This is a genomic window from Nocardiopsis sp. iso_25 (assembly GCF_056173305.1).
On the sequence record NZ_CM149667.1, the window covers coordinates 3548154 to 3571901 of the forward strand.

Annotated in this window: 25 protein-coding genes and 1 pseudogene; 7 read left to right on the forward strand and 19 right to left on the reverse strand. The window is 72.6% G+C overall.

Translation table 11 applies throughout. From position 1 onward, the window contains the following. Positions 1–33: 33 nt before the first annotated feature. Positions 34–345: a threonine dehydratase gene (locus AC0VX6_RS15425; protein ID WP_274973395.1), complete on the reverse strand. Its 312-nt coding sequence runs from the start codon at positions 343–345 to the stop codon at positions 34–36. A gap of 240 nt (positions 346–585) precedes the next feature. Here AC0VX6_RS15425 and AC0VX6_RS15430 point away from each other — a divergent pair, with 240 nt between their 5' ends. Then, the gene (locus tag AC0VX6_RS15430) at positions 586–1320 is read left to right on the forward strand and encodes a class I SAM-dependent methyltransferase (RefSeq protein WP_475464842.1); all 735 of its coding nucleotides are present in this window, start codon (positions 586–588) and stop codon (positions 1318–1320) included. Here the strand turns inward: AC0VX6_RS15430 and AC0VX6_RS15435 are convergent. Both AC0VX6_RS15435 and AC0VX6_RS15440 read right to left on the reverse strand, forming a co-directional pair. Continuing rightward, a pseudogene (locus tag AC0VX6_RS15435) lies at positions 1317–2194 on the reverse strand (IS5 family transposase). The gene AC0VX6_RS15430 and the pseudogene AC0VX6_RS15435 sit on opposite strands and share 4 nt — an antisense overlap. Before the next feature lie 55 nt (positions 2195–2249). Then, positions 2250–3299: a LacI family DNA-binding transcriptional regulator gene (locus AC0VX6_RS15440; protein WP_302475359.1), complete on the reverse strand. Its 1050-nt coding sequence runs from the start codon at positions 3297–3299 to the stop codon at positions 2250–2252. A gap of 148 nt (positions 3300–3447) precedes the next feature. Between AC0VX6_RS15440 and AC0VX6_RS15445 the strand changes: the two genes are divergently transcribed. The 3 genes from AC0VX6_RS15445 to AC0VX6_RS15455 are packed head-to-tail and all read left to right on the forward strand — an operon-like array spanning position 3448 to position 6637. Then, complete coding sequence (locus tag AC0VX6_RS15445) at positions 3448–4722, forward strand: ABC transporter substrate-binding protein (protein ID WP_475464844.1); 1275 nt, start codon at positions 3448–3450, stop codon at positions 4720–4722. Further along, positions 4719–5741: a carbohydrate ABC transporter permease gene (locus AC0VX6_RS15450; RefSeq protein WP_475464845.1), complete on the forward strand. Its 1023-nt coding sequence runs from the start codon at positions 4719–4721 to the stop codon at positions 5739–5741. The genes AC0VX6_RS15445 and AC0VX6_RS15450 overlap by 4 nt, the downstream gene beginning before the upstream one ends. After that, the gene (locus tag AC0VX6_RS15455) at positions 5738–6637 is read left to right on the forward strand and encodes a carbohydrate ABC transporter permease (protein WP_475464847.1); all 900 of its coding nucleotides are present in this window, start codon (positions 5738–5740) and stop codon (positions 6635–6637) included. Before AC0VX6_RS15450 ends, AC0VX6_RS15455 begins: the two co-directional genes overlap by 4 nt. A gap of 121 nt (positions 6638–6758) precedes the next feature. On the opposite strand, the gene AC0VX6_RS15460 is transcribed toward AC0VX6_RS15455, so the two are convergent. The 14 genes from AC0VX6_RS15460 to AC0VX6_RS15525 form a co-directional block, all read right to left on the reverse strand. Beyond that, complete coding sequence (locus AC0VX6_RS15460; RefSeq protein WP_475464849.1) at positions 6759–7232, reverse strand: gas vesicle protein K; 474 nt, start codon at positions 7230–7232, stop codon at positions 6759–6761. 33 nt (positions 7233–7265) lie between these two features. Next, positions 7266–7580: a gas vesicle protein gene (locus AC0VX6_RS15465; RefSeq protein ID WP_274973402.1), complete on the reverse strand. Its 315-nt coding sequence runs from the start codon at positions 7578–7580 to the stop codon at positions 7266–7268. Further along, the gene (locus tag AC0VX6_RS15470) at positions 7577–8371 is read right to left on the reverse strand and encodes a GvpL/GvpF family gas vesicle protein (RefSeq protein ID WP_475464851.1); all 795 of its coding nucleotides are present in this window, start codon (positions 8369–8371) and stop codon (positions 7577–7579) included. Before AC0VX6_RS15470 ends, AC0VX6_RS15465 begins: the two co-directional genes overlap by 4 nt. After that, positions 8358–8822, reverse strand: coding sequence for a gas vesicle protein (locus AC0VX6_RS15475; RefSeq protein WP_274973404.1), 465 nt, complete (start codon positions 8820–8822; stop codon positions 8358–8360). Before AC0VX6_RS15475 ends, AC0VX6_RS15470 begins: the two co-directional genes overlap by 14 nt. Before the next feature lie 101 nt (positions 8823–8923). Beyond that, positions 8924–10147, reverse strand: a complete 1224-nt coding sequence (locus tag AC0VX6_RS15480; protein WP_475464853.1) for an SRPBCC family protein — start codon at positions 10145–10147, stop codon at positions 8924–8926. Next, positions 10131–10775, reverse strand: coding sequence for a hypothetical protein (locus tag AC0VX6_RS15485; RefSeq protein WP_475464855.1), 645 nt, complete (start codon positions 10773–10775; stop codon positions 10131–10133). Before AC0VX6_RS15485 ends, AC0VX6_RS15480 begins: the two co-directional genes overlap by 17 nt. A gap of 21 nt (positions 10776–10796) precedes the next feature. Then, a complete protein-coding gene (locus AC0VX6_RS15490) occupies positions 10797–11045 on the reverse strand; it encodes a gas vesicle protein GvpG (RefSeq protein ID WP_061081336.1) in 249 nt (82 codons plus the stop codon). Between the two features lie 37 nt (positions 11046–11082). Then, a complete protein-coding gene (locus tag AC0VX6_RS15495) occupies positions 11083–11814 on the reverse strand; it encodes a GvpL/GvpF family gas vesicle protein (RefSeq protein WP_274973407.1) in 732 nt (243 codons plus the stop codon). Further along, positions 11811–12224, reverse strand: coding sequence for a gas vesicle structural protein GvpA (locus AC0VX6_RS15500; RefSeq protein WP_130398325.1), 414 nt, complete (start codon positions 12222–12224; stop codon positions 11811–11813). Before AC0VX6_RS15500 ends, AC0VX6_RS15495 begins: the two co-directional genes overlap by 4 nt. Positions 12225–12294: 70 nt before the next feature. Then, entirely contained in the window at positions 12295–12597 is a 303-nt protein-coding gene (locus tag AC0VX6_RS15505) for a gas vesicle protein GvpO (protein ID WP_274973408.1), read from the reverse strand. A 353-nt stretch (positions 12598–12950) separates the two neighbouring features. Then, positions 12951–13787 (reverse strand): class II fructose-bisphosphate aldolase, encoded by an 837-nt coding sequence (locus AC0VX6_RS15510; protein ID WP_475464857.1) that lies wholly within the window; start codon positions 13785–13787, stop codon positions 12951–12953. Then, entirely contained in the window at positions 13784–14689 is a 906-nt protein-coding gene (locus AC0VX6_RS15515) for a 1-phosphofructokinase family hexose kinase (protein ID WP_475464859.1), read from the reverse strand. The genes AC0VX6_RS15510 and AC0VX6_RS15515 overlap by 4 nt, the downstream gene beginning before the upstream one ends. Before the next feature lie 82 nt (positions 14690–14771). Beyond that, on the reverse strand, positions 14772–15680 hold the full coding sequence (locus AC0VX6_RS15520; protein WP_475464861.1) for an ROK family protein: 909 nt from the start codon (positions 15678–15680) through the stop codon (positions 14772–14774). Then, complete coding sequence (locus tag AC0VX6_RS15525) at positions 15677–16564, reverse strand: SIS domain-containing protein (protein ID WP_274973412.1); 888 nt, start codon at positions 16562–16564, stop codon at positions 15677–15679. Before AC0VX6_RS15525 ends, AC0VX6_RS15520 begins: the two co-directional genes overlap by 4 nt. Before the next feature lie 285 nt (positions 16565–16849). On the opposite strand from AC0VX6_RS15525, the gene AC0VX6_RS15530 reads away from it, so the two are divergent. Further along, positions 16850–17635, forward strand: coding sequence for a DeoR/GlpR family DNA-binding transcription regulator (locus AC0VX6_RS15530; RefSeq protein WP_212644414.1), 786 nt, complete (start codon positions 16850–16852; stop codon positions 17633–17635). 23 nt (positions 17636–17658) lie between these two features. On the opposite strand, the gene AC0VX6_RS15535 is transcribed toward AC0VX6_RS15530, so the two are convergent. Beyond that, complete coding sequence (locus AC0VX6_RS15535; RefSeq protein ID WP_475464864.1) at positions 17659–19239, reverse strand: beta-N-acetylhexosaminidase; 1581 nt, start codon at positions 19237–19239, stop codon at positions 17659–17661. A gap of 262 nt (positions 19240–19501) precedes the next feature. Here AC0VX6_RS15535 and AC0VX6_RS15540 point away from each other — a divergent pair, with 262 nt between their 5' ends. Next, entirely contained in the window at positions 19502–21487 is a 1986-nt protein-coding gene (locus AC0VX6_RS15540) for an ABC transporter permease (protein WP_475464865.1), read from the forward strand. A 37-nt stretch (positions 21488–21524) separates the two neighbouring features. Further along, positions 21525–22775: an extracellular solute-binding protein gene (locus AC0VX6_RS15545; RefSeq protein WP_274973415.1), complete on the forward strand. Its 1251-nt coding sequence runs from the start codon at positions 21525–21527 to the stop codon at positions 22773–22775. Positions 22776–22803: 28 nt separating this feature from the next. Here the strand turns inward: AC0VX6_RS15545 and AC0VX6_RS15550 are convergent, their stop codons facing one another. Continuing rightward, complete coding sequence (locus tag AC0VX6_RS15550; protein WP_274973416.1) at positions 22804–23643, reverse strand: helix-turn-helix transcriptional regulator; 840 nt, start codon at positions 23641–23643, stop codon at positions 22804–22806. Positions 23644–23748 lie beyond the last annotated feature (105 nt).

Sequence of the window (23748 nt, forward strand, 5' to 3'; positions counted from 1 at the left end):
CCGTCCGGGGGCTCCCCGGACGGGCCGTCGCGGTCAGGAGCGGTCGGGAGCGTGCTCGTCCCAGTGGCCTTCGTGCTCGCGGTGCAGGTGACCGTCGTGGACGTAGTCCACGTGGTCCTCGTGCGGCACGGCCACGTGCCCGCACCCGTGACCGTGCTCGTGCGCGTGCCCCTCGTGGACGGCGTGATCCCCCGCGGAGCACTCGTCCCAGTGGCCTTCGTGCTCATGGTGCAGGTGACCGTCGTGGACGTAGTCCACGTGGCCCTGGTGCGGCACGGCCACGTGCCCGCAGCCATGACCGTGCTCGTGCGCGTGCCCCTCGTGGACGGAATGCTGTGCGGCCATCTCTCCCCCTCGAAAACGACCAGCGGAAAAAGCGGGAACACATCCAGGACTATTCGATCAGCGATCGCGCATCAAGCGCCGCCGGGGCGGCGCACGGAGAATTTATCCGCCTCCCACCGGAATTTCGCACCGGACCCCGGAAAAACGATTGTGCTTTTCATTTCCGCCGCAGCGGCGGGGACTGCCAGGGTTCAGAAATGATTATCATTCCCTTCACCCACTACGGCGAGGAGACGCGCCATGCCTGAGTACGACGACCCCTACGCCCGCTCCGGGCAGTACCTGGACCTGATGATCGCCGGGTGGTGGGAGCACCACCGGAAGGTCCTGACCGAGGCACTGGCCTCCCTGCCCGGGGACTCCGGGCCCGTCGTGGACGCGGGTGCGGGCGGCGGCCACGGAACCCGGCTCATCGCCGCGGCCCTGCCCACGGCCCCCATCCTGGCCGTGGAGCCCTCCCTCCTGCTGCGGACGGTGCTGCTCTCCCGGATCGCCGACGATCCCGGCCTGCGCGGGAGGGTGACCGTGGACGGCGACGACCTGCTCTCGGCCCACCTGCCCGACCGGATCGGCGGCATGGTGATGGCCAACCTCATCGGCCACTTCAGCCCCCACGAGCGCGACCGGCTGTGGGAGGACCTGGCCCCGCGGCTGGTCCCGGGGGCCTTCGTCCTGCTCAACCTCGCCGCCCCGCTGGAGCCCGAACGCGTGGAGCGGGCGCAGATGAGCGAGGTCAGCGTCGGCGCCCGCTCCTACGTCGGCTGGGCCGCCGCCGAGCCCAGCGGACCCGAACGGGTCGAGTGGCACATGACCTACGAGGTCCACAAGCGGGACCGGGTCCTGGCTCGCGACGAGGTCCGCTACGACTGGTGGACGCTCACCGAGGACGCGCTGCGCGCCGAGACCGAGCCCCACCGCCTGCGGGTCCTGCCCCACGGTCCCGCCGGGGCCGGGCTGTACAAGGTCCTCCCCTAGGCACTGTTTTTTGAACGGGTCAGGTCTCGAAGCCAGATCCGGATCGAGGCCACCTGCACGGTCCCGTCGAAGATCACGGCCCGCTTGTCATAGCGGGTCGCGACCGCCCGGTTCTGCTTGAGCAGGTTGATGCACCGCTCGACAGTGTTGCGGTCGCGGTAGGCCGCCCGGTCGAAGGCCGGGGGCCTGCCGCCCGCCGAACCTTTGCGTTTGCGGTGCTCGCGCTGGTCGCGGGGTTGGGCGATGGTCGCTTTGATCCCACGCCGACGCAGGAGGGCCCGGTTGGCGCGGCTGGAGTAGGCCTTGTCGCCCAGGACCCGGTCCGGGCGGGTCCTGGGCCTGCCCACGCTGCGGGGCAACCGCAACGCGGCCATCAACGGCTCGAACATCGGGCTGTCCCCGCGCTGGCCCGGCGTGGTGGCCAGCACCAGGGGCCGCAGGCGGGAGTCGGCGAGCAGGTGGACCTTGGTGGTCAGCCCGCCCCGGGAGCGGCCCAGGGCCTCGGCCCCGTCCGGTTCGTCCCGCGCTATCTCCCCTTTTTCGCCGCTCCGGCGGCGTGCTGGTGGGCCCGCACCGTGGTGGAGTCGATGCCGACGATGAGTTCCTCGCCGCTGTTGGCGTCGATACGCAGCCGGTCGGCGATTCTCTGCCAGGTGCCGTCGATGGACCAGCGGCGGTGACGGCCCGCGACGGTCTCCCAGGGGCCGTAGCGTTCGGGCAGGTCCCGCCAGGGGATGCCGGTACGGGCGCGGAACAGGATGGCGTTGATGACCTTGCGGTGGTCGGCCCACTTCTTGCCCTTGTGAGGGTCGGCGGGCATGAGCGGGGCGAGCAGGGCCCACTCGGCATCGGAGAGTTCATGACGACCGGCCATGACACAACCCTGTCAGAGCAGGACCTACCACACACCCACTTCTACAAAACAGTGCCTAGCTCTCAGGGGGCGGGGCGCTGCTGCGTCTGACCACCAGGTCGGTGGCCAGGTCCAGGCGCAGGTTGGCGGGGGTGCCGCCGCGCGCCAGGGTGAGCGCCATCCGGGTCGCCTCCTCGGCCATCTCGGTGAGCGGCTGGCGCACGGTGGTCAGCGGCGGCCCCATCCAGCGGGCCACCGGCAGGTCGTCGTAGCCGACCACGCTCAGGTCCTCGGGGATGCGCACGCCCAGCTCGCGGGCGGCCTCGTACAGGCCCATGGCCTGGAGGTCGTTGCCCGCGAAGACGGCCGTGGGCGGGTCGTCCAGCCGGAGCAGCTCCCGGCCCCGGTCGCGCCCGCTCTCCACGTGGAAGTCGCCGTAGCGCACGAGCGCGGGGTCGGCCGTCAGCCCGGCCGAGTCCAGCGCGGAGGCGTAGCCGTCGATGCGGGCCTTGCTGCACAGCACGTGCCGGGGCCCGCCGATGACGCCGATGCGCCGGTGGCCGAGCTCGATGAGGTGGCGGGTGGCGACCAGGCCGCCGTTCCAGTTGGCCGAGCCCACCGAGGGCATGTCCGGCCCCGGGTCCCCCGCCGGGTCCACCACGACGAAGGGGATGCCGCGCGCGGTCAGGCGGGTGCGCTGTTCGGGCGCCAGGTCGGAGAAGACCAGGATGACGGCGGTGGACTGGCGGGCGAGCACGGCGTCGACCCAGTCGTCGCGGGGGGTCTGGGCGCCCCCGGACTCGGTCAGCACGACGCTGAGCCCCTCCGAGCGCGCCACGCTCTCCACGCCCCGGATGACCTCGACCGCCCAGGCGCTGTCGAGTTCGTGGAAGACCAGGTCGACCATGGAGGAACGGCCTCCGCCCGGGCCCCGGCGTCGCCGGTAGCCGTGGCGGCGGATCAGCTCCTCCACGCGTGCGCGGGTCTCGCTGGCCACGTCGGCGCGTCCGTTCAGCACCTTCGAGACCGTCGGCACCGATACGCCTGCGGCTTCCGCAATTTTCGAGATGGTGACCGGCTCCGAAAGGGTGTTTCGGGCGGAGTCGGGGGTCGGGTCTGCGCTCACGACGCCTGATCCTACGCGGTCATGGCAACTCCGTGCGGCCACGGGTGACCCAGCTCTCATCCTCCTATTGACGCTCGGGGTGACGCCGCGTACATTCGGGCGCAAATATTTCGAAATACTTACCGATAGTTTCGAAAGAGGAGTGGCCATGAGAACCCCCCGCCTGGGCTCCGCCGCCGGAGCGACGGCGCTCTGCCTGCTCGCCGTCACCGCCTGTTCCGGTGGCGGCGGCGGAGACGACCGCATGCACGTGTGGATGTACCAGGACACCCTGGTCGTGGTGCAGGAGGGCGCCGTCGAGAGGTTCAACGAGGCCTCCGAGACCGAGGCGGTCATCGACGAGGTCCCCGGGGACAGCTACGAGGAGCGCCTGCGCACGGCGATGGGCTCCAGCGAGAAGCCCGACGTGTTCTTCAACTGGGGCGGCGGCAGCATCGAGCCCTACGTCGAGCAGGACATGCTCGTTCCCCTGGACGACATGCTCGCCGAGAACCCCGAGTTCGCCGACTCCTTCATCCCCTCCATCCTGGAAGCGGGCAAGGTCGACGGCGTGCAGTACGGCATTCCCCTGCGCGGCACCCAGCCGGTCATCCTCTTCTACAACGAGACGGTGTTCGAGGAGGCCGGAGCGGAGCCCCCCGAGACCTGGCAGGACATCCTGGACCTGGTCGACACCTTCACCGAGGAGGGCGTGACCCCCTTCGCCCTGGCCGGGGCCGACCCCTGGACCGAGCAGATGTGGCTCCAGTACCTGGTGGACCGCATCGGGGGACCGGAGGTGTTCGCGCGCATCGTGGAGGGCGACTCCGAGGGCTGGCGCGACCCCGCGGTGCTGGAGGCCGCCCGGATGGTCCGGGAACTGGTGGACCAGGGCGCGTTCGGCAACTCCTACGCCTCGGTCAGCTACACCGAGGGAGCGGCCTCCGCACTGCTGTCCGAGGGCCGGGCCGCCATGCACCTGATGGGCTCGTGGGAGTACTCCACCATCCTGGACCAGAACGAGGAGTTCGCGACGAACGACCTGGGGTACGTGGCCTTCCCGCCGATCGAGGGCGGGGAGGGCGACCCCGCCAACGTGGTCGGAAACCCGACCAACTACTTCTCGATCTCCGCAGAGACCGAGTACACGGACCAGGCGATGGAGTTCCTGACGTACATGTCCCAGGAGGAGTACGTCGCCGACATGGTGGAGAACGGCGAGGTGCCCACCACCACCAACGCCGAGGAGGTCGTCGCCGACAGCCCCAGCCCGGACTTCGCCACCTTCCAGTACGAGATGGTGCGCGACGCGCCGCACTTCCAGCTCTCGTGGGACCAGGCGCTGCCCCCGGAGGTGGCCACTCCGATGGTCACCGAGATCGAGTCGCTGTTCAACGGTGAGAGCACGCCCGAGCAGTTCGTCGACGCGCTGGCGGCCCTGTGACCGGCCGCACCGACAGCCAGGCGACCGGTGGCACCATGACCGGCGACCCGGCGGCCACGGGGGCCGGGGCGGGCGGTTCCGCCTCCCCCGGCCCCCGGCCCGGCCTCCCGCGCGGCGGAGCCGCCGCGCGGGGCGCCGCCCCCCGCACGGGGCGGCCCGGCCCGCTGTGGGCGGTGCCCGGCCTGCTGTACTTCGGGCTCTTCGCCGCCCTGCCGATGGTGCTGGTGGCCTACCTGTCCCTGACCTCCTGGGGCGGGCTGGGCTCGCCCAGCTTCATCGGCCTGGAGAACTGGTCGCGCCTGGCGGGCGACCCGCTGATGCACAACGCCGTGTGGCTGAGCGTGCTGCTGACCGCGCTCTCCTGGATCGTCCAGACCCCCATCAGCCTGCTGCTGGGAGTCTGGGCAGCCGGTCAACAGCGCAACCGCGCGGTGCTCTCCGCCGTCTTCTTCCTGCCGCTGCTGCTGTCCTCGGCGGCGATCGCCCTCGTCTGGCGGGCCCTGCTGGACCCCAACTTCGGCCCGCTGGCCTGGCTGGGTCCCCGCCTGGGACTGTCGTCGGTGGACGTGCTGGGCGGTTCCGACAGCGCGTTCCTGGTGATCGTGTTCGTCAGCGCCTGGCAGTTCATCCCGCTGCACATGCTGCTCTACCAGGGCGGCGCCCGCCAGATCCCGGCGACGCTGTACCAGGCGGCCGAGATCGACGGGGCGGGAAGGCTGCGGGCGTTCTGGTACATCACGCTGCCCCAGCTCAGGCACACCATCACCACGTCGTCGGTGCTGATGGTGGTGGGCGCGCTGACCTACTTCGACACCGTGCTCATCATGACCGGGGGCGGGCCCGGCACCAACACCACGATCGTCCCGTACCTGATGTACCAGGCCGGTTTCCAGAGCTGGGAGCTGGGCTACGCCAGCGCCGTCGCGTTCACCCTGGTGGTGACGGCGACGCTGATCGCCCTGCTCCTGGTCCGCTTCACCGGTTTCGGCGACATGCGCAGCACCCGGGAGGGAATTTGACCGCCAGTACGGCCGAGAGGCCCGCCGCACGGCGGCTCCCGAGCGGCGGCCGTCCCGTCCTCCCGCGGCGGCGGCCGGGCCGCCGACGACCCAACGTCCTGGCCGGGCTGGGCGCCCTGGTGTGGCTGGCCGTCGTGGGGGTGCCGCTGTACGCGCTGCTCGTGGCCACGGTGCAGCGCTCCGAGAACTACACCTCCGCCGGGCCGCTCACCCCGCCCACGGACCCGACCCTGGACAACTACGTCAAGGCGGTCGAGAACGGGGTGCTGAGCTTCGTGCTCAACACCGCGATCGTCACCGTCGCGGTGGTGGCGATCGTGCTGGTGCTCGCCTCCATGACCGGGTTCGCCGTGGTGCGCTCGCGCACCCGGTGGACCACGGGGGTGTTCCGGATGTTCCTGCTGGGGCTGGCGATCCCGTCCCAGGCGGTGATCATCCCGGTGTACCTGATCATCATCGAACTGGGGCTGTACGACACCCTGACCGCGATCGTGCTGCCCACGGCGGCGTTCGCGCTGCCGGTGTGCGTACTGATCCTGGTGGGGTCGATGCGCGACATCTCCGAGGAGCTGTACGAGGCCATGGCCCTGGACGGCGCGGGCCCGGTGCGCACCTTCCTCCAGCTGGTGGTGCCGATGTCCCGGTCGGGGCTGAGCACCATCGGCGTGTACGCCGCGCTCCAGGCCTGGAACGGGTTCCTGTTCCCGCTGATCCTCACCCAGTCGTCGGACAACCGGCTGATCACCATGGGGCTGTTCGAGTTCCAGGGCGAGTACCGCGTGGACGTGCCCGGCATGCTGGCCGCGGTCGTGCTGGCCACCCTGCCGCTCTTCCTCGTCTACCTCTTCGCGCGCCGCTCCCTGGTGCGCGGCATGATGGGGGTCGGTGGAAAGTAGCCCCGGGCCACTCCACTCCCGCCCGGCGGCCGAGGCCGCGCGAGGCCCCGCCGACCCCTCCCCCGGTGCCCGTCCTCTGTCAGGGTCCTCCCCCTGAGACGGGCGCCGGGCGCACGTCCGCCTACTCCCCGTTCCGGGGCAGCAGGGACCCCAACGGGCCCAGGTCCAGGTTGAGGTCGGCGGCGGAGAGCCCGTAGCGCTCGCGCAGCTCGGTCATGCGCTCCTCCAGCAGCATCAGCGTCATGCCGATGCGCTCCTCCTGGTCCTCGGTGAGGTCGCCCTGGTCCACGCGCCGCAGGGCCTGGCGCTCCATGAGCTGGCGCACCAGCTCCACCACGGTGAGCACCAGCTTGATCAGGTCGCGCTCGACCGTGTCGGGCTCGGTCTCGATCCGGTGGCGCAGTCCCCGCGTCTCGGACTCCACAGCCCCCTCCCGGGACCGGTCCGGGTCCGCCGTCCCGTCCAGGGCGTCCTGGAGCCGTCCCAGGATGTCGTTCCCGCCTCCCGGAACCGTGTCGGCGTCGGCCACCCGCACGGGCGCGGGCCCCTCGGGGCCCCGTGCCCCGCGGAGCGGGTTCCCGTTCACCTCTGGCATACCGCCTCCTTCCCCTCCCTCCGGGGCCGGTCCTCACTCCTGCCGGATCCATCCGCTCAGGGGGTGACCGTGCTCCCAGGGCGAGGGCACGTTCTCGTTGATCGACGACACCAGGGCGTGCAGGGAGACCCGGACCAGGTCCACGTCGGCGATGGAGACGGTCAGGTCCCCCGAGACCACCACCCCCTTGGCCAGGACCCGGTCGAGCAGGTCGACCAGGGAGATCTCCCGGTTGGCCAGGGGGTGGTCCTCGTCCAGCATCGTGGTCAGGGAGTGGGCCTGGCCGGGGAAGCCGCCGGTGCCGGGCGGGCCGTCCCCGGCGGGGCCGGTCCCGTTCACCGCGCTCATGCGCCCGTCTCCACAGCTCGGGGGGAGGAGAATGAGTAGGGGGCCCACGGCCCGGAGGCCTCGATCCTGGTGCCCTCGGGCGCGCGGGAGTTCAGCTCGTCCACCGCCGCGAGGAACTCCGCCACCCGGTCCCCGTCCACGAGGTAGGCGTTGTTCATGACGTTCTCGCCGGGGGCCTCGGACAGCGCGGCGTTCTGCGTCTGGTGCTGGGCGCGCGCCCGGGCCATCGCGACCAGGACCTCGTCGGCGCGCTCGCACAGAGCGGAGGCCCGCTGCCAGGTGTCGTCGCGGCGGTCGCGCTGCTCCCTGCGCCTGCGCAGGTAGGCCTTGCCCGGGCTCTCGTCGGCGGGGGCCTGCGGCTCGGGCGGCGCGGCGGTGCGCACGCCCGCCTCGGCGTAGACCTTCACACCGACCTCGACCCGGTCCACGAGTTCGTCCAGGGTCGCCGCGAAGGCTTGCGCGTTCTCGCGCAGGACCCGGCGGACCCGTTCGTCCCCGCGGTAGACGGTGGCCAGCCGCAGCGGCAGGGCCACGGACCGCAGCGCCACCGCGTCCACGACGCCGTGGTGGGCGCGGGCCACCTGCTCCAGCCAGCGCAGGTCCTCCAGCTTGGCGTGGAGCGCCTGCTCGTCGAACTCGTCCAGGGGGACGGTGCTGACCGCGGCGGCCAGGTCGCCCTCGACGACGAGGTGGACGGGGTGGCCGCCCACGCCCGTCAGGCCGTCGGTGGACGCCAGGCCGAAGGGGCGGCACACCGCGTAGACGTAGCTCGCCTGCTCAGGCCGTTCCATGGTCGCCCTCCTCCCGGGTCCGCTCGGTCGCGCGCCGGGCGCCGGAGCCCTCCGAGGCCGGGGTCTCGGTCCCCTCCTCGGCGAGGGGGTCCGCCTCGGCCGCGGTGACCTGCGCGGTGCGGTGCTCCTCCAGGGCCTCGATGCGCTCGCGCAGGCGCCTGTTCTCCTCGGCCAGCTCGTCGTCCTCGCGCCGGGAGGCGCGGGAGGACAGGGCGGGGTCGTGCTCCCACCAGTCGATGCCCATCTCCTTGGCCTTGTCCACCGAGGCGACGAGGAGCCGGAGCTTGACCGTGAGGAGTTCGATGTCCAGCAGGTTGATCTTGATGTCGCCCGCGATCACGACGCCCTTGTCGAGAACGCGTTCGAGCACGTCGGCGAGGTTGGCGGAGGAGGATCCGCCCGAGGAGCGGATCGGCCTCGGCTCGCCCCGCCAGGGCGTGGGTTCACTCATGCGTACCAGTTCCCTCCCGGTCCCGCGGAGCCGTCACGGCCACGGGTCACGCGCGCACCGCCGTCGCGGTGGCGGTCTCCGCTGCGGAGGCGGCCCCCGGCTCAGGAGCGCTCGGCCGCGGGCCGCTCCTCCTCGTCGGGGTACTCGTCCTCCTCTGCTTCCAGGTCATGCTCGTCCGCCTCATCAGCGTCCTGGCCCTCAGCCTCGTCATCGGGGAACTCCTCCTCTTCTTCCTCTTCGCCCTCGTCGTCCTCGGGCTCTTCCTCGAGCTCCTCGTCGTCCTCGGCCTCGGGCCCCTCGTCCTGGGGCTCCTCCTCGAACCCGTCCTCGGGCCCGTCGTCGGAGGCGTCCCCGCTCCCGTCGTCGAGGTCGGCGAGCTCCTCCCGCTCCTCGGGGTCCAGGTCGGCGAGTTCGGCCCGCTCGTCGGGGTCCAGCTCCTCCAGTTCGGCCCACTGCTCCTCGGTGAGGTCCGCCTCCTCCAGGGCGACGGCGTCCTCGTGGGAGAGGACGACCTCGCCCTCGCGGACCTCGCCGCGCCAGCCGCGGAGTTCGGCCGCCTCGTCCCGGGGCAGCATCATGACCTGGCGCCGGTAGTGCTTGAGGTCCAGGCGCAGGCGTCTGCCCTGGGCCCGCCAGATGTTGCCCGTGCGCTCGAAGAGGCCCTTGGGGTAGTACTCCACCACCAGCAGGACGCGGGTGAGGTTCTCCCCCAGGGGGTGGAAGGTCACGACGCCCTTCATGGTGCCCTTGGCGGCCTCGGTCGACCAGGCGATCCGCTGGTCCTGGACCTGCTCGGTGACCTCGGCGCTCCAGCTGCGGCTGGACCAGAAGACCTTGCCCCTCCAGTGGGAGGAGGTGTCCCCGGTGCGCTCCGCGCTCTGCACGCCCTTGGCGAAGGAGCCGAAGTCGGGGAAGCGGGTCCACTGGTTGTAGGCCACGCGGACCGGGACGCCCACGTCGACGTCCTCGACGATGTTGACCATCTTGCCGGGCTTGCCGCCCCCTCCGGAGGAACCCGTGCCCAGGCCCCGGCCGACCTTGTCCTTGAGGCCCTTGGCCCCGCCGGTGACCACGGCGTTGACCGGGTTCTTGCCCTGGGCGAGCTTGCCGCCGACCCCGGCCGCGACGGGGGCCGCGGAGACGCCCTCGCTGGTGAGGCGCTCCACCGTGGCCCCGAGCCTGCGGGCCGCGCCGTTGACCACGCTGGTGGCCTTGGCGCTGAGGTAGTCCTGGAGGGCGTCGGCGAGCTTGGAGGTGCCCTCGTTCCTGTCGGCGGCCGACCGCAGCCGGGCCAGCGGCCCCTGGGACTCAGTCGTCGCGGCCATCGTCGCCCCCCTTTCCGCCGGTGCCCGAGGCGCGCTTGCGCCGGGCGGGCTTGGCGGTGCCCGAGGCGCGCTTGGCGGTGCCCTTGGTCCGCGCGGCGGTTCCCTTGGCCCGGGTGGCGGTGTCCGAGGCGGTGCTCCGGGACGCCTTCGCGGCCTTGGACTTGGTCCGGCGCTCGGAGGCGGGGGCCTCACTCGTCTCCGGTTCCTGCCGGGCCTCGGCGTCGCCGTCGCCTCGGGACTCGTCCGTATCCTCGTCGGTCTCGCCCCGCGCGGCGCCGTCCTCGTCGGCCTCGTCCTCGTCGGAGTCGGCCCCGGCCGCTCCGTCGCGCAGGCGTTCGGTGCGGCTGTTGAGGGAGTCGGCCAGGCCGCCCGCCCACTTGCCGGCGATGTTGCCCGCCGCGCTCCTGCCGACGTTGAGCAGCTGCTCGCGGGACTGGCCCTTGAGCTCACCGACCACCGGGAGCGCGGAGACCTCCTTGAGCAGCCCCTGGGCGAGCTGTCCGGGTTTGATGTCGAGCTTCTTGGCCCCCAGGTAGAGGCCCAGCCCCAGGGCCAGTTTGAACTTCTTCCTCCGGCCCAGGACGTAGCCGCCCACTGCGGCGGCCACGATTTTCGCGGTGTCCCCCACGGGATCTCACCTCAATATCGTCTATCGAAGACCTTGTTGGTACCGCTCTGCTTCCTCCAGCTGGTCCAGCAGCTCGTCCTCCGCCTGGTCGAACTCGCTCTCGGACAGCTCTCCGGCGTCGAAGCGCTCGGACAGTTCCGCCAGCTGCTGTCGGATGCGTGAGGGGTCGTACATCTCCCGCTCCGCCGCGTCCAGGACCTGGCGCGCCGTCCAGTCGACGAACCGGACCGGCGCGGCGGGAGCGGTGAGGATCATGCTGAGGAGGCCCATGCCCCTGACTCCTGTTCGGTGTCCCCGCCCGGCGGGGTCACTGCTGGGGGGACGCCACGAAGCTGTAGGGCGGCAGGGGTCCGTTGACGCGGACCTCCATGTAGGAGGCCAGCTCCTGTTGGATCCGGGCCGCCTCGCTCAGGAACCCCTCGGTGCGGTCACGGTGCACGAGGAAGGAGGCGTTGGCCAGGCCGCCGTCCACGGCGGGCCAGGCGGACACGCGCTCGGCCAGGCCTTCCAGGGGCTTCAGGACGGTCTCGGCGTCGCGGCGCCTGAGCTCCTCCACCGCGTGGGAGACCTGCTCGCCGAAGGCCATCCGCTCGGAGGGGGTGCCGCCTCCGGCCGCCTTGAGCTCCTCGTTGCGGGCCCGCAGCCCCTCGTCGGAGCGCAGCACGGCGCGCAGGGCCGCCTCCTCGTTGTGGCTGGCCTTGACGTTGAACTCCACCCGGTCCTGGAGCTGGTCCAGGAGGACGGAGTAGTGGTCGGCGAAGCGGGCCAGCTCGGCGGCGACCGCGTCGTCGTCCTCGCTCACCGCGCCGAAGCGCAGGGGCAGGACGCCGTGGCCCAGGGCCAGGTCCTGGAGGACGTTCTGGTGCGCGGTCAGGTCGCGCCGCTTGGCGCGCAGGCCCTCGGGGGCGTCACTGACCGCGGCGGCCACGCCGTAGGCGCGCACGAAGCGCACCGGCGCCGCGTCCTCGCCCACACCGGACAGCTTCATGGTGTCGAGGGACTCGTCGTCGCGGACGATCCCGTAGACGTAGGTGCTCACTCCTCGCCCTCCTTCTTGGCGGAGGAGCGGCGGCGGGCGCGCGCGGGCTGCTTCTCCTGCTCGTCGGACTGCCCCTTGGAGAAGGACTCGGAGATGGCCTCGGCCGCCCCGGACAGCGCGCCCTTGGACTTGCTGCGCGCGCCCTTCTCCATGCCGCTGTCGAGCAGGTCGGGGAGTCCGGCCCCGCCGCTGCTGGTCAGGTCGAGGCGGTTGCACGCCTCGGCGAAGCGCAGGTAGGTGTCGACGCTGGCGACCACGATGCGCACGTCGACGGTGAGGAGTTCGATGCCCACGAGGGAGACCCTGGCGAACACGTCGATCACCAGTCCCTTGTCGAGGATGAGGTCGAGGACCTCGTAGAGGTTGCCGGAACTGCGGCCTCCTCCGGATGACTGCTGCATCACCGTCATCGGAATCATGCTCCTTTCGTCGGTGAGGTTGTGGAGGGCAGGGGCCCCGTCCGCCCGGGGTCGGCCGGGCTCAGCCGTCGGAGCGACCGCGGGTGTAGCGCTTGGTGCGCTTGTATCCCTCGATCTCCCCGTCGGCGTCGAGTTCCACGGAATACGTGGCCAGCAGGCTCACCGTGTCCGGAACCCGGCGCAGTTCGAGTACTTCGAGGGTCAGGTCCCAGCCGTCTCCGGACCGTTGGAACCCGGAGACGCCTTCGACCTCCAGCCCGGTCACTTCCTCGAACTGCTCCTGGGCCTCGCGCAGACGCTGCATCATCGTCTTGCGTCGTTCCCCGCGCGGAGGGGAACCGTCGTCCTTGCTGTCCTGACTCATGGATCTCCTGGCCGTCGGCCATTATCCGATTTCTCTTGCCGTGCCCTTGGCTTGACCCACTACCGAGAAAGACCGGGGCAAAACCTCCCCGAGGTCAAGGCGGGGAAAAACGGGCCGGACGGGAACGCCCGGAACCGGGGAATCAGGGGAACGCGGGAACGCCGGGACGCCCGGGGAACTCCGGGGGCCGGGGCTCCGGGTGTTCCACGGGGCGCGGGAAAACGGGGAACAGGAGGGCGTCCCGGCGCGCCGGCCCCGGAAATCACGGCACGGGAAAACGTCCGTGAGAATGTTCAGGGCCGCAACCTCTTAGCAGGAAAGTAAAACCGCGCGGCGGCGCGCCGGAAAGACCCTCACCCCGCGCGCAGGAGGCGGAGCAGGTCGTGCGCCTCGGCCGCCAGCGCGTCCCGGCCGGGGGCCAGGTACGCCCGCGGATCGGTCAGGTCGGGCCGTTCGTCCAGCCGCTCGCGCAGCGCCCCGGAGAAGGCGTCGTTGAGCCGGGTGGCGATGTTGACCTTGGTCATGCCGCTGTCGACCGCCCTGACCAGGTCGGCGTCGGCGACACCCGACGACCCGTGCAGCACCAGCGGCACCGGGACCGCGCTGTTCAGGCGGCCGATGAGGTCGTGGTCCACCCGGGCGTCGCGGGTGCGCATCGCGTGCGAGGTGCCGACCGCGACGGCCAGCGAGTCCACCCCGGTCGCGCGGACGAACTCCGCCGCCTCCTCGGGCCGGGTGCGCGCGCCCGGGGCGTGGACGCCGTCCTTGCCGCCGACCTCGCCGAGTTCGGCCTCCACCGCGACGCCGCGGGCGTGGCAGTACCCGACCACCGCGCGGGTGGCCGCGACGTTGTCCTCGTAGTCCAGCGCGGAGGCGTCGAACATGACGCTGGTGACGCCCAGCTCGACCGCCTCGTGCACGAGCGGGACATCGGTGGCGTGGTCCAGGTGGACGGCGGTCGGCACGTCCGCTTCCCGGGCGGCGGCGAGCGTGGCCAGGGCGAGGGGTTCCAGCGCCCCGTGGTAGCGCACGCAGTTCTGGCTGATCTGGAGGACGACGGGGGCCGCGGCGCGCTCGGCTCCGGCGATCAGCGCCTCGACGTGCTCCAGCAGGACGACGTTGAAGGCGCCGACGCCTCCGCGCCGGGCGACGGCCCGCTCCAGCAGCGTGGTGATCCCGACGAGTGTCATGCGTACTCCTCGACGTGCACGGTGGGCAGGAACGCCTGGTAGGCCCGCGGGTCGGCCTCCCCCGCGGTGGGGGCGAGCACGGCGGCGGCACCGAGCGCGGCGGCGCGGGCCAGGGTCCGGGGCCAGGGGTCGGCGGCGGCCGTGCCCAGGGCGATCGCGGCGGCCGCGGCGTCCCCGGCTCCGGTCGGGTTGCCGGTCACGCCCGGGACCGCCTCCGCCCGCCACCCCCGGTCACCGGAGAAGGCCAGCAGGCCCCGGTTCCCGAGGGAGACGACCACGCTGCGGGCGCCGGCCCGCAGCAGTCGGCGGGCGGCGTCGGCGCCGCACCCGCCGGTGGTGGCGCGCAGCTCGTCCGCGTTCGGTTTGACCACCGCGGCACCGGCCGCCGCCGCTGCCAGCAGCACCGGACCCGCGGCGTCGACGACCGCGGGCACGCGCGCCCGCGCGGCGACGCGCACCAGCTCCGCGTACAGGTCGTCCGGCGCTCCCGGGGGCAGGCTGCCGGAGAGCACGAGCGCGCGGGCGCCGGTCAGCGCGTCGCGCACCGCCTCCGTCAGCGCGGCCAGCTCATCGGCGCTCAGCCGCGGGCCCGGTTCGTTGAGGACCGTGGTGTCGGTGCCCACGACGGTCAGGGTGCGCCGGGTCGTTCCGGGGACGGGTACCGCCCGAAGCCGGTGCCCGTCCCCGGTCAGGGAGCGGGCGATCCACCGGCCGGTCGGTCCGCCGAGGGGGGCGATCGCGAGCGTGGGCTCGCCGAGCCCGCGCAGCACCCGGGACACGTTGAGGCCCTTGCCGCCCGGGCGCTCCCACACGCGCGAGACCCGCAGGGAGCGGCCCGGCACGAGGGCGTCGACCTCGTAGGTCACGTCGACGGCGGGGTTGGCGGTGACGGTGACGATCACGTGCTCCTCCCCGGGACCCGGTGTCCGCGGCCGGGGACGGCCCGGGTCGCGGTCCGGGCGCGGTCGCGGTCGCAGGTCCTGTTCACGTGTGCTCCAGCAGTTCCCGGGCCAGCAGCGCCGCGCCCAGGCACCCGGCCCCGTCGCCCAGCGCGGCGGGGACCACGTCCGGGCGCCGGTGGAAGGTCAGGCGGGCTTCGAGCCGTTCGCGCAGCGGGGCGAGCAGCAGTTCGCCGGACCGGGCCAGGCCGCCGCCGACCACGACGACCTGCGGGGCGAGCACCGCGCTGATCCAGGAGAGGCCGAGCGCCAGGGCGTCCACGGCCTCGTCCCAGACCCGCGCGGCGTCGGGGTCGCCCCGCACGAGGAGGTCGGCCACGTCGCGGGCCTCCCGGGTGGATCGGCCCGTGCGCTCGGAGTAGCGGCGGGCGATGGCCGCGGCCGAGGCGATCGCCTCCAGGCACCCGGTGGCGCCGCAGGCGCACGGCCCCCCGTGGCCCACGTCCACGTGTCCCATCTCGCCCGCGAAGCCGCCCGCGGTGTGCGCCCGCCCGCCCAGGAGCAGGGCCGCCGACAGGCCGGTGCCGATGGGGACGAAGACGGCGTCCTCGTGGCCGCGCGCGGCGCCGAGCCGCTGTTCGGCCAGGCCTCCGGCGGCCACGTCGTGCCCGAGGGCGACGGGCAGCCCGCAGCGCTCGGCGAGCAGGTCGCGTACCGGCACGTCGCGCCAGAGGAGGTTCTCCGACCACACCGCCACCCCGCGCCCGACGTCGACGATGCCGGGGACGACCACCCCGACCGCAGCGACCGGGACGTCCCGGGACGCGGAGCGCAGCCCCCCGACGAGGGCGGCGGCGGTGTCGACCACGGCCTCGGCCACGCGGGGCCCCGTGGGCGTGGGCGTCCTGCGGGCGAGGAGCACCCCGTGGTCGGCGTCCACGAGGGCCGCCTTGGTCAGGGTTCCGCCGACGTCGACGGCGACGACGGCGCTCACGTCCGCTCGTCCGCGAGGACGACCGAACGGGTGAGGTTGCGGGGCCGGTCCGCGTCGAGCCCCCGCCGCTCGGCGAGGGCAACGGCCAGGCGCTGAGCCACGACGAGGTCGGCCAGGGGGTCAAGGTCGCTGGCGCGGAAGGCGGCGCCGGTGGCCTCGACCTCGGCGGCCAGGCCCGCGGGCGGCTCGCCGAAGGACCACACGAGCCGTCCCGGCTCGGCGATGGTGAGGGGGCCGTGGCGGTACTCCATCGCCGGGTAGGACTCCGTCCACATCCGCGCCGCCTCGCGCGCCTTCAGGGCCGCCTCGTGCGCCAGGCCCACCGTCCACCCCCGGCCGAGGAAGGTGATCTGTTCGGCGCGGACCAGGGGGTCCAGCGGGACCTCCAGGGCCCGCTCGCCGTCGCGGGCGAGGCTCTCGGCGTCGTGGCCCAGGTGGGCGCGCAGCAGGGCGAGCGCCGTCGTGGCGTAGCGGGTCTGCACCACCGACCTCTCGTCGGCGAAGTCCAGCACCACGCTCAGGTCGGCGAATCCGGTGACCGGTGAGCCGGGCACGGCGGTGATCACGGTGGTGGGCACGTCCCGGGCCGCCCTGAGCAGGTCCGTGACCTCGGTCGTCGTGCCGGAGCGGCTGATGGCCACGACGCGGTCGTAGGAGCGGCCGGGCGGCACCTCCGAACCCGGGAACGCGTCGGTCGCGCCCTGTCCGGCCCGCTCGCGCAGGGCGGCGTAGGACATCGCGACGAACCAGGACGTGCCGCAGCCGACGACGGCCGTGCGCTCCCCCGGGCGCGGCAGCGCGGGCGCGGCGGACTCCAGAGCGTCCGCGACGCGCCGCCAGCACTGCGGCTGGCTGGCGATCTCCGCGGTGACATGGGTGTTCATCTATGATCTCCCTTGCTGACGGCGGGGCCCTTCGCGCCCGCCGCGGAAGCGGCCCTGCGCCCTCGTCCGGACGCGGGGACACCCGCCCCCGCCCCCGTCGCGGCCCCGTTCGCGGTGTGTCCCGCCGTGCGCCCCGCTCCCGGGTCGGGTAGAAGTGCTCGGACGACCCGTTCTCCGCGTGCGGTGCGCGACGACGCGCACGAAGCATCGTTAGTCTGATTGCTTTTGATCGATATAGTCGGTTATCAGTCAGATTGGATCAACAGTTTGTCCTTGGGGGACGTCATGGACCGCCACCAGCGTTTGACGGCTGTGCTCGAACTGCTCTCCGAGCGCGGGTCCCTCTCCGTCGACGAGGCGGTGGAGGAGCTGGGCGTCTCCCCGGCCACCGTCCGGCGCGACCTGGACCACCTGGAGCAGCAGCAGCTCCTGACCCGCACGCGCGGCGGGGCCCTGGCCTCCTCCGTCTCCTACGACCTGCCGCTGAGCTACAAGGCCGCCCGGCACGCCGAGGAGAAGGAGCGCATCGCCCAGGCGATCACGGACCTGGTCCCCCCGGGCTCGGTCGTCGGCCTCAACGGCGGCACCACGACCACCCAGGTCGCGCGCGCCCTGGCCCTGCACGAGAGCTTCCGCGGCGACGGTCCCGGGCGCGGCCTGACCGTGGTGACCAGCGCGCTCAACATCGCCACCGAGCTGCTGGTGCGCCCCCACATCAAGGTGGTCGTCGTGGGCGGGGTCGTGCGCCCCCGCTCCTACGAGCTGGTGGGTCCGCTCGCCGAACGGGTCCTGGAGGCGCTCTCCCTGAACGTGGCCGTGATCGGGGCCGACGCCGTGGGCGCCGACGTCGGCGCCATGGCCTTCGACGAGGACGAGGCCGCCGCCAACACGCTGCTCGCCCGGCGCGCCGAGCGGGTCATCGTGGCCGCGGACAGCCACAAGATCGGCCAGCGGGCCTTCGCCCGGATCCTGCCGGTCGCCGGGATCGACGTCCTGGTGACCGACAAGGACGCGGACCCCGATGTCGTGGACGGCTTCACCAGGGCCGGGGTCGAGGTCGTCCAGGCCTGAACCGCGTCCCGGGTCCGGGCGCCTCACGGGTCGTTCCTCCCGTCCAGCGGCCGGTAGCCGACCCCGAGGGCCTCCAGGCGCTCCAGGTGCACGCGCAGCCGGGCGAGGAAGTCGGCGCGGTCGTGGCCGCGCTCGTCCGGCTGGCGCCAGACGGCCTCGGCGAAGGCGCACAGGCGCGGGAAGAGCATGTACTCGGTGTGCTCCTCGGTGGCCACGTACTCGGTCCACATCTGGGCCTCGGCGCCGACGACGCGCCGGGCGGCCTCCCCGTCCAGCGCGGCGGGCACCGGCTCGAAGTCGAAGGCGGTGGACAGCGGCACGAAGCCGCCGCCGAAGGCGAGGGGTTCGGCCGCGGTGTCCCCGTCCTGGTAGTAGTCGAGGTACACGTGGCTGGTGGGCGCCATGACCGTCTCGTGGCCGAGCCGGGCCGCGGCCTCGCCCCTCTCCCGCTCGCGCCAGGCCATCACCGTCACGTCGGCGGGGAGCGCTCCCCCGTCCAGGACCTCGTCCCAGCCCACCAGCGTGCGGCCGTGCTCGGCGAGGAACGCGGCGACGTACCCGGTGAACCAGCCCTGGAGCTCCTCCTCGTCCGCGAGCCCCAGTCGGCGGATGTGCTCCTGCACCCGGGGGCTGTCGCGCCACTCGTCCTTGGGGACCTCGTCCCCGCCGCAGTGGACGTACCTGCCGGGGAAGACGTCCATCACGTGCGTCAGGACGTCGCGGCAGAACCGCAGCGCGGTCTCGTCCACGTTGAGCAGGCGGGTGCCCACCCCCCAGCGCTCGCGCACGATCGTCGGTGCGCCGGTGTTGCCCAGTTCGGGGTAGGCGGCGATGGCCGCCTGCATGTGGCCGGGCATGTCGATCTCCGGGACCACCTCGACGCACCGGTCGCGGGCGTGCGCCACGATCTCGCGCAGGTCGGCCTCGGTGTAGTAGCCGCCGTGCGGGGTCCGGTCGTAGACCGGGTCCGGGCTCGTGCCGAGGTCGTTGCCGACCACGGTGCGCGCCCGCCACGCGCCGACCTCCGTCAGCCGGGGGTATCCGGGCACCTCGATCCGCCAGCCCTGGTCGTCGGTCAGGTGCAGGTGCAGGACGTTGAGCTTGTGCAGCGCGAGCAGGTCGATCAGGCGCAGGACGAAGTCCTTGGGCAGGAAGTGCCGGGCCACGTCCAGCATGAGGCCGCGCCAGCGCAGCCGGGGGTGGTCCTCCACACGGGTGCAGGGGATGCCCGCGCCCCGGGCGGACCCGCCCCTCCACAGCCGCGCGGGCAGGAGCTGGCGCAGGGTCTGCGCGCCGTGGAAGGCCCCGACCGGGTCCGCGCCGACGATCTCGACGCGGTCGGTGTCCACGGTGAGCGTGTAGCCGTGTTCGCGGGCCCGTCGGGGGTCCACGCGCACGGTGACGGGGGCCGGATCACCGCCGGGTCCGTCCCCGGACCCCGGTCCGGTCAGCGGGGCCAGCGCCTCGCGTAACAGCGCGCCCGCCAGCGCGGCCTCCGGTTCGACGCGCAGGGAGAGTCCGCGGTCCAGCCGGAGGGTGCCCGGGCGCGGCCGCGTCCGCGTCGGCACCGGGATGATCGCGGGTCGGTCGGCGTCGTCGGGCATACTCGCTCCCCCTTCTCGCCGGCCCCGCCGCCGAGGCCGTCGCGGCGGCTGCCCGCCTGCTCCGGCCAACGGGCGCGGCGCCCGGTCGGGTCCGGGCTCGGGCCGGTCGCACCCAACGATCATTACATGAGCACATGATGATTACTAGTGAACAGAAGGAGGACATAAAGCTTGACACCAATCAACCGGAACGTGACGATGGTCACTCACCGACTACCGGAGGGAGCGCTCACCATGGTTCTCGCGTACGCCCGAAACGGACATGGCTGACACCGCGCGGCCCACCGGCCGGGTCGGTGCGGAGCACGAACGCGCCCCGGCCCCTCCGCCGGACCGCCCGGGCGGTCCCGGCCGCCCCGACGGCCGGTCCGGGGACCCCCCGGCCCGGCTCGGCCTCGGCCTGTGGCGGCGCACGTCGGCGACGCGCTGGCTGCTGCCCGCCACCGCCCTGATCGGCCTGGTCATCGTCTTCCCCGCGCTCTACATGGTCTGGCTGTCCTTCCTGGCCGTGGACCGGATCGGGCAGATCCAGGGGTTCACGGGGCTGGACAACTACCGGCGGCTGCTGGCGGAGCCCGCGCTGCCCGGGGTGGTGGCCAACACGCTGGTGTGGCTGGTGGTCGTCCTGGCGGCGACGATCCTGGTGTCGCTGGCCCTGGCCCAGTTCCTCACCAAGGAGTTCCGCGGGCGCCGACTCGTACGGCTCTCCGTCGTCGTGCCCTGGGCGGCCTCGCTGGTGATGACCGCGACGGTCTGGCGGTTCCTGCTGGAGGGCGGCAACGGCCTGCTCAACCGCCTGCTGATGGACCTGTCGCTCCTCGACGCCCCGCACGAGTGGTACAAGGACCCCGCCACGGCCTTCGCCTCGATCATGGTCGTCGGCGTCGTCACGTCGGTCCCCTTCACGACCTACGTCCTGCTGGCCGGACTCCAGACGATCCCCGCCGAGGTGCACGAGGCCGCCAGGATCGACGGCGCCGGGGCCTGGAGGCGGTGGCTGCACGTCACCCTGCCGCTGCTGCGCCCCTCCCTGCTGGTCGCGTTCGTGCTGAACATGCTGCACGTGTTCAACGCGTTCACGCTCATCTGGGTGATCACCGGCTCGATCGCCGGGAACCACGCCGACACCACGGTCACGTGGATGTACAAGATCGCCTTCAAGGAGCAGCTGGACCCGGGCGAGGCCGCCGCGCTAGCGGTGCTCAACGTGGCCTTCCTCGTCGGGCTGATCGCGTTCCTGGCCTGGCTGCTGCGGCCGGGCCGCCGCGACCGGGCGGGCCGTGCCCTCGCCTCGGCGCTACCCGGCGGCGTCCGCTCGCTCACCGGCCGGGCCGCGCGCTCGTGGTCGTCCCTGCGCGGGCGCGCGGCGGACGCGTGCGCACCGCTCCTGCGCCCGGCGGCCGTCGCGGGCGGCCGGATGTGGCGCCGCGTCAGGGGCGCGGTCCTCCCCCTGGTCGGGGCGCTGGTCGCCCTGTTCTTCCTCGCCCCCTACGCCGCGATGTTCCTCGGCTCGCTCAAGACCGACGCGGAGCTGTTCGCCGTCCCCGCGACCTACCTGCCCCGGGACTGGGCGTGGTCGAACTACGTCGAGGTGTGGAGCCGGATCCCGCTGGCGGAGTACTTCCGGGTCAGCCTCACCGTCGCCGGGGTCTCGACCCTGGTCGTGCTCGCCGCGGCCGCGCCCGCCGCCTACGCCGTCGCCCGCTCCGACTTCCGCGGCAGGGGAGCCTTCCTCGGCCTGATCCTCATCACCCAGATGTTCCCGGCGGTGGCGCTCATCATCGGGCTGTACCGGGAGGCGCTCTTCCTCGGCGCGGTGAACTCCTACTGGTTCATCATCGCCGTCAACTCCGCCTTCAACATCGCCTTCGCGGTGTGGATCCTCAACACCCACTTCCGGGCGGTCCCGAGGGAGACCGAGGAGGCGGCCATGATGGACGGCCTCGGCCGCTTCCGGACCATGCTCAGGATCATCGTCCCGCTGTCGGCGCCGGGGATCATCACGGTGGCCGTCTTCACCTTCATCCAGGTGTGGAACGAGTTCATCGTCGCGCTGACCCTGTTCAACGACCCCTCGCAGGGCAGGGTGCCGCTGACCGTGGGGGTCCAGCAGTTCATCGGCCTGTACGAGACGAACTACCAGTACCTCTTCGCCGCCGGGCTGATGGCCGTCGTCCCCACGGTGGTCCTCTTCGCCCTGATCGAGAAATACCTGGTCAGCGGACTGACCACGGGCAGTGTTCGATGACGCGTCCCCGCACGGGAGCGGAAGGGAAGGTCACGCGATGAGGAGACCCGGGCCGCGGGCCACCGCCTTGGCCGCCGCTCTGTCGGCGGCCGCGCTGCTCGCCGCGGGGTGCGGTGGGGACGGGGGCGGGGACCCGCGCACCATCGAGCTGGTCGTGGCGCAGTACACCGAGGGGACGCAGCCCTACTGGACCGACCTGATCGAGTCCTTCGAGGCCGACCACCCCGGCACGAGCGTCCAGCTGCGGGTGATCGGCTGGGACAACCTCCAGAACCAGGTCAACACGATGGTGCAGACCCGGCAGTTCCCCGACGTCCTCAACACGAACCTCTTCGCCGACTACGCCGAGGCGGGCCTGCTGCACCCCGCGCGCGACGTCCTGCCCGAGGACAAGTTCACCGACTTCGTCCCGGTCCTGGCCGAGAACGCCTCGCTGGAGGGCGAGCAGTACGCCCTGCCGTTCGTCGCGACGGTGAACGCGATGTACTACAACCGGACCATCTTCGCCGAGGCCGGGATCAGCGATCCCCCGCGGACCTGGGACGAGTTCCTGGAGGCGGCGGAGCGCATCAAGGCGCTCCCCGGCGACCACGTCCCCTACGCGCTGGCGCTGGGCTTCGACGGCGGCGACTACGAGTTCGGCACGTGGGCGCGCTCCAACGGCGGCGGCTGGAAGCAGGACGGCGAGTGGACGGTCAACAGCGACCGCAACGTCGCCACCCTGGAGTTCCTCCGGGACCTGGTGGTGGAGCACGGAGCCACCCAGCCCAACCCCGGGCAGACCAACCGCCCCGACGGCACGTGGCCGCTCTTCGCCCAGGGCAGGGCCGCCATGGTGTACGCGCCGCTGGGCGGCAGCGCGTTCCTGGACCCGGTGCACGAGGCGGGCGTCGACTACGGCACGACGACCCACCCGACCAACGGCGGCGCCGAGCCCGCCACCCACGGCATCCAGGACTACCTGGTGGCCTTCGACAACCCCGGCAACCAGGAGCTGGTCACCGAGTTCCTGGACTACTTCTACGAACCGGAGAACTACACCGCCTACCTGGATGTCGAGGGGCTGCTGCCGACCACCGAGTCCGGCGTCGAGGAGTTCCGCGACGACCCCGACGTGGGACAGTACGTCGAGCAGATCCCCGAGGCACGGCTGGACCCCACCTACGAACCGGTCTGGGCCCAGCTGCGCGGCACGATGGCCGGGGAGCTGGGCACGGCCGTGGCCCCGGACGGGGACCCGCGCGCCGTCCTGGACAGGGGCCAGGAGATCACCGCCTCCGGCCCGTGACGGGCGGGGACGCGTGGCGGCGGGCCGCTCAGCCCAGCGCCTGGGCCCCGATGACCGACAGCAGGTGCAGCCTGTCGTGGCTCTCGCTGCCCGGCACGGCGGTGTAGACGAGCAGCGAGTGGGCCTGGCCGGGGTCGACCAGCCTCTGGCAGTTCAGCTCCAGGGGTCCGACCTCGGGGTGCACGAAGCGCTTGACGTGGTGGGGGCGCACACCGATCTCGTGGTCCTCCCACACCCGCCGGAACTCCTCGCTCCGGTCCAGGAGCAGGTCGGCGAGGTGGGCGGCCCGCGAGTCGGGGCCGCGCAGGGTGACGAGCTCGCGCAGCCCCGAGGCGTACATGCGGGTGAGGAACGGGTGCTCCTCGGGCGCGTAGATCCGCCGGGAGTCGGGATCGGTGAACCACCGGTACCCCGCGCTGCGCTCGGGCCCGGTGTAGACGGTCGTGTCGCCGGTGAGCGCGACGCCCATCGGGGACTGGCGCAGGGTCTCGCCGAGTTCGGTGGTGATCTCGGCGGGTGTGTCGTCCAGGCGGTCGAGGACCCGCTGCAGACCGGGGCTGACGTGGTCGCTGACCGTGCCGCGCGGGGGCGGGTTGTGTCCGGCGAGGCGGAACAGGTGGTCGCGCTCGTCCAGTGACAGGTGCAGCCCCTGGGCGATGGAGGAGAGCATCTGGCCCGACGGCCGCGGTCCGCGCTCCCGCTCCAGCCGGGAGTAGTAGTCGGTCGACATGTGGCACAGCGCGGCGACCTCCTCGCGCCGCAGACCGCTGGTCCTGCGGCGCTGCCCGCGCGGCAGCCCGACGTCCTCGGGTTGCAGCGCCTCCCGGCGGGTGCGGAGGAACTCGGCCAGCCCGGTGCGATCGATCACGGCACTCCTTCTTCCCAGTGGTGCTGCTCCGTGTCTACCTTGCGCGCGCGGCGGTAACCACGGATCGCCGATCCCCCTCTACGGTCGAGGAGGTGGAAGGGGCGC

Excerpts from the sequence above, each read along its gene's own strand:
- AC0VX6_RS15425 (WP_274973395.1), bottom strand. The coding sequence starts at position 345 with ATGGCCGCACAGCATTCCGTCCACGAGGGGCACGCGCACGAGCACGGT.
- AC0VX6_RS15430 (WP_475464842.1), top strand. The coding sequence starts at position 586 with ATGCCTGAGTACGACGACCCCTACGCCCGCTCCGGGCAGTACCTGGAC.
- AC0VX6_RS15445 (WP_475464844.1), top strand. The coding sequence starts at position 3,448 with ATGAGAACCCCCCGCCTGGGCTCCGCCGCCGGAGCGACGGCGCTCTGC.
- AC0VX6_RS15460 (WP_475464849.1), bottom strand. The coding sequence starts at position 7,232 with ATGCCAGAGGTGAACGGGAACCCGCTCCGCGGGGCACGGGGCCCCGAG.
- AC0VX6_RS15465 (WP_274973402.1), bottom strand. The coding sequence starts at position 7,580 with ATGAGCGCGGTGAACGGGACCGGCCCCGCCGGGGACGGCCCGCCCGGC.
- AC0VX6_RS15470 (WP_475464851.1), bottom strand. The coding sequence starts at position 8,371 with ATGGAACGGCCTGAGCAGGCGAGCTACGTCTACGCGGTGTGCCGCCCC.
- AC0VX6_RS15475 (WP_274973404.1), bottom strand. The coding sequence starts at position 8,822 with ATGAGTGAACCCACGCCCTGGCGGGGCGAGCCGAGGCCGATCCGCTCC.
- AC0VX6_RS15480 (WP_475464853.1), bottom strand. The coding sequence starts at position 10,147 with ATGGCCGCGACGACTGAGTCCCAGGGGCCGCTGGCCCGGCTGCGGTCG.
- AC0VX6_RS15490 (WP_061081336.1), bottom strand. The coding sequence starts at position 11,045 with ATGGGCCTCCTCAGCATGATCCTCACCGCTCCCGCCGCGCCGGTCCGG.
- AC0VX6_RS15500 (WP_130398325.1), bottom strand. The coding sequence starts at position 12,224 with ATGACGGTGATGCAGCAGTCATCCGGAGGAGGCCGCAGTTCCGGCAAC.
- AC0VX6_RS15505 (WP_274973408.1), bottom strand. The coding sequence starts at position 12,597 with ATGAGTCAGGACAGCAAGGACGACGGTTCCCCTCCGCGCGGGGAACGA.
- AC0VX6_RS15510 (WP_475464857.1), bottom strand. The coding sequence starts at position 13,787 with ATGACACTCGTCGGGATCACCACGCTGCTGGAGCGGGCCGTCGCCCGG.
- AC0VX6_RS15525 (WP_274973412.1), bottom strand. The coding sequence starts at position 16,564 with ATGAACACCCATGTCACCGCGGAGATCGCCAGCCAGCCGCAGTGCTGG.
- AC0VX6_RS15530 (WP_212644414.1), top strand. The coding sequence starts at position 16,850 with ATGGACCGCCACCAGCGTTTGACGGCTGTGCTCGAACTGCTCTCCGAG.
- AC0VX6_RS15535 (WP_475464864.1), bottom strand. The coding sequence starts at position 19,239 with ATGCCCGACGACGCCGACCGACCCGCGATCATCCCGGTGCCGACGCGG.
- AC0VX6_RS15540 (WP_475464865.1), top strand. The coding sequence starts at position 19,502 with ATGGCTGACACCGCGCGGCCCACCGGCCGGGTCGGTGCGGAGCACGAA.
- AC0VX6_RS15545 (WP_274973415.1), top strand. The coding sequence starts at position 21,525 with ATGAGGAGACCCGGGCCGCGGGCCACCGCCTTGGCCGCCGCTCTGTCG.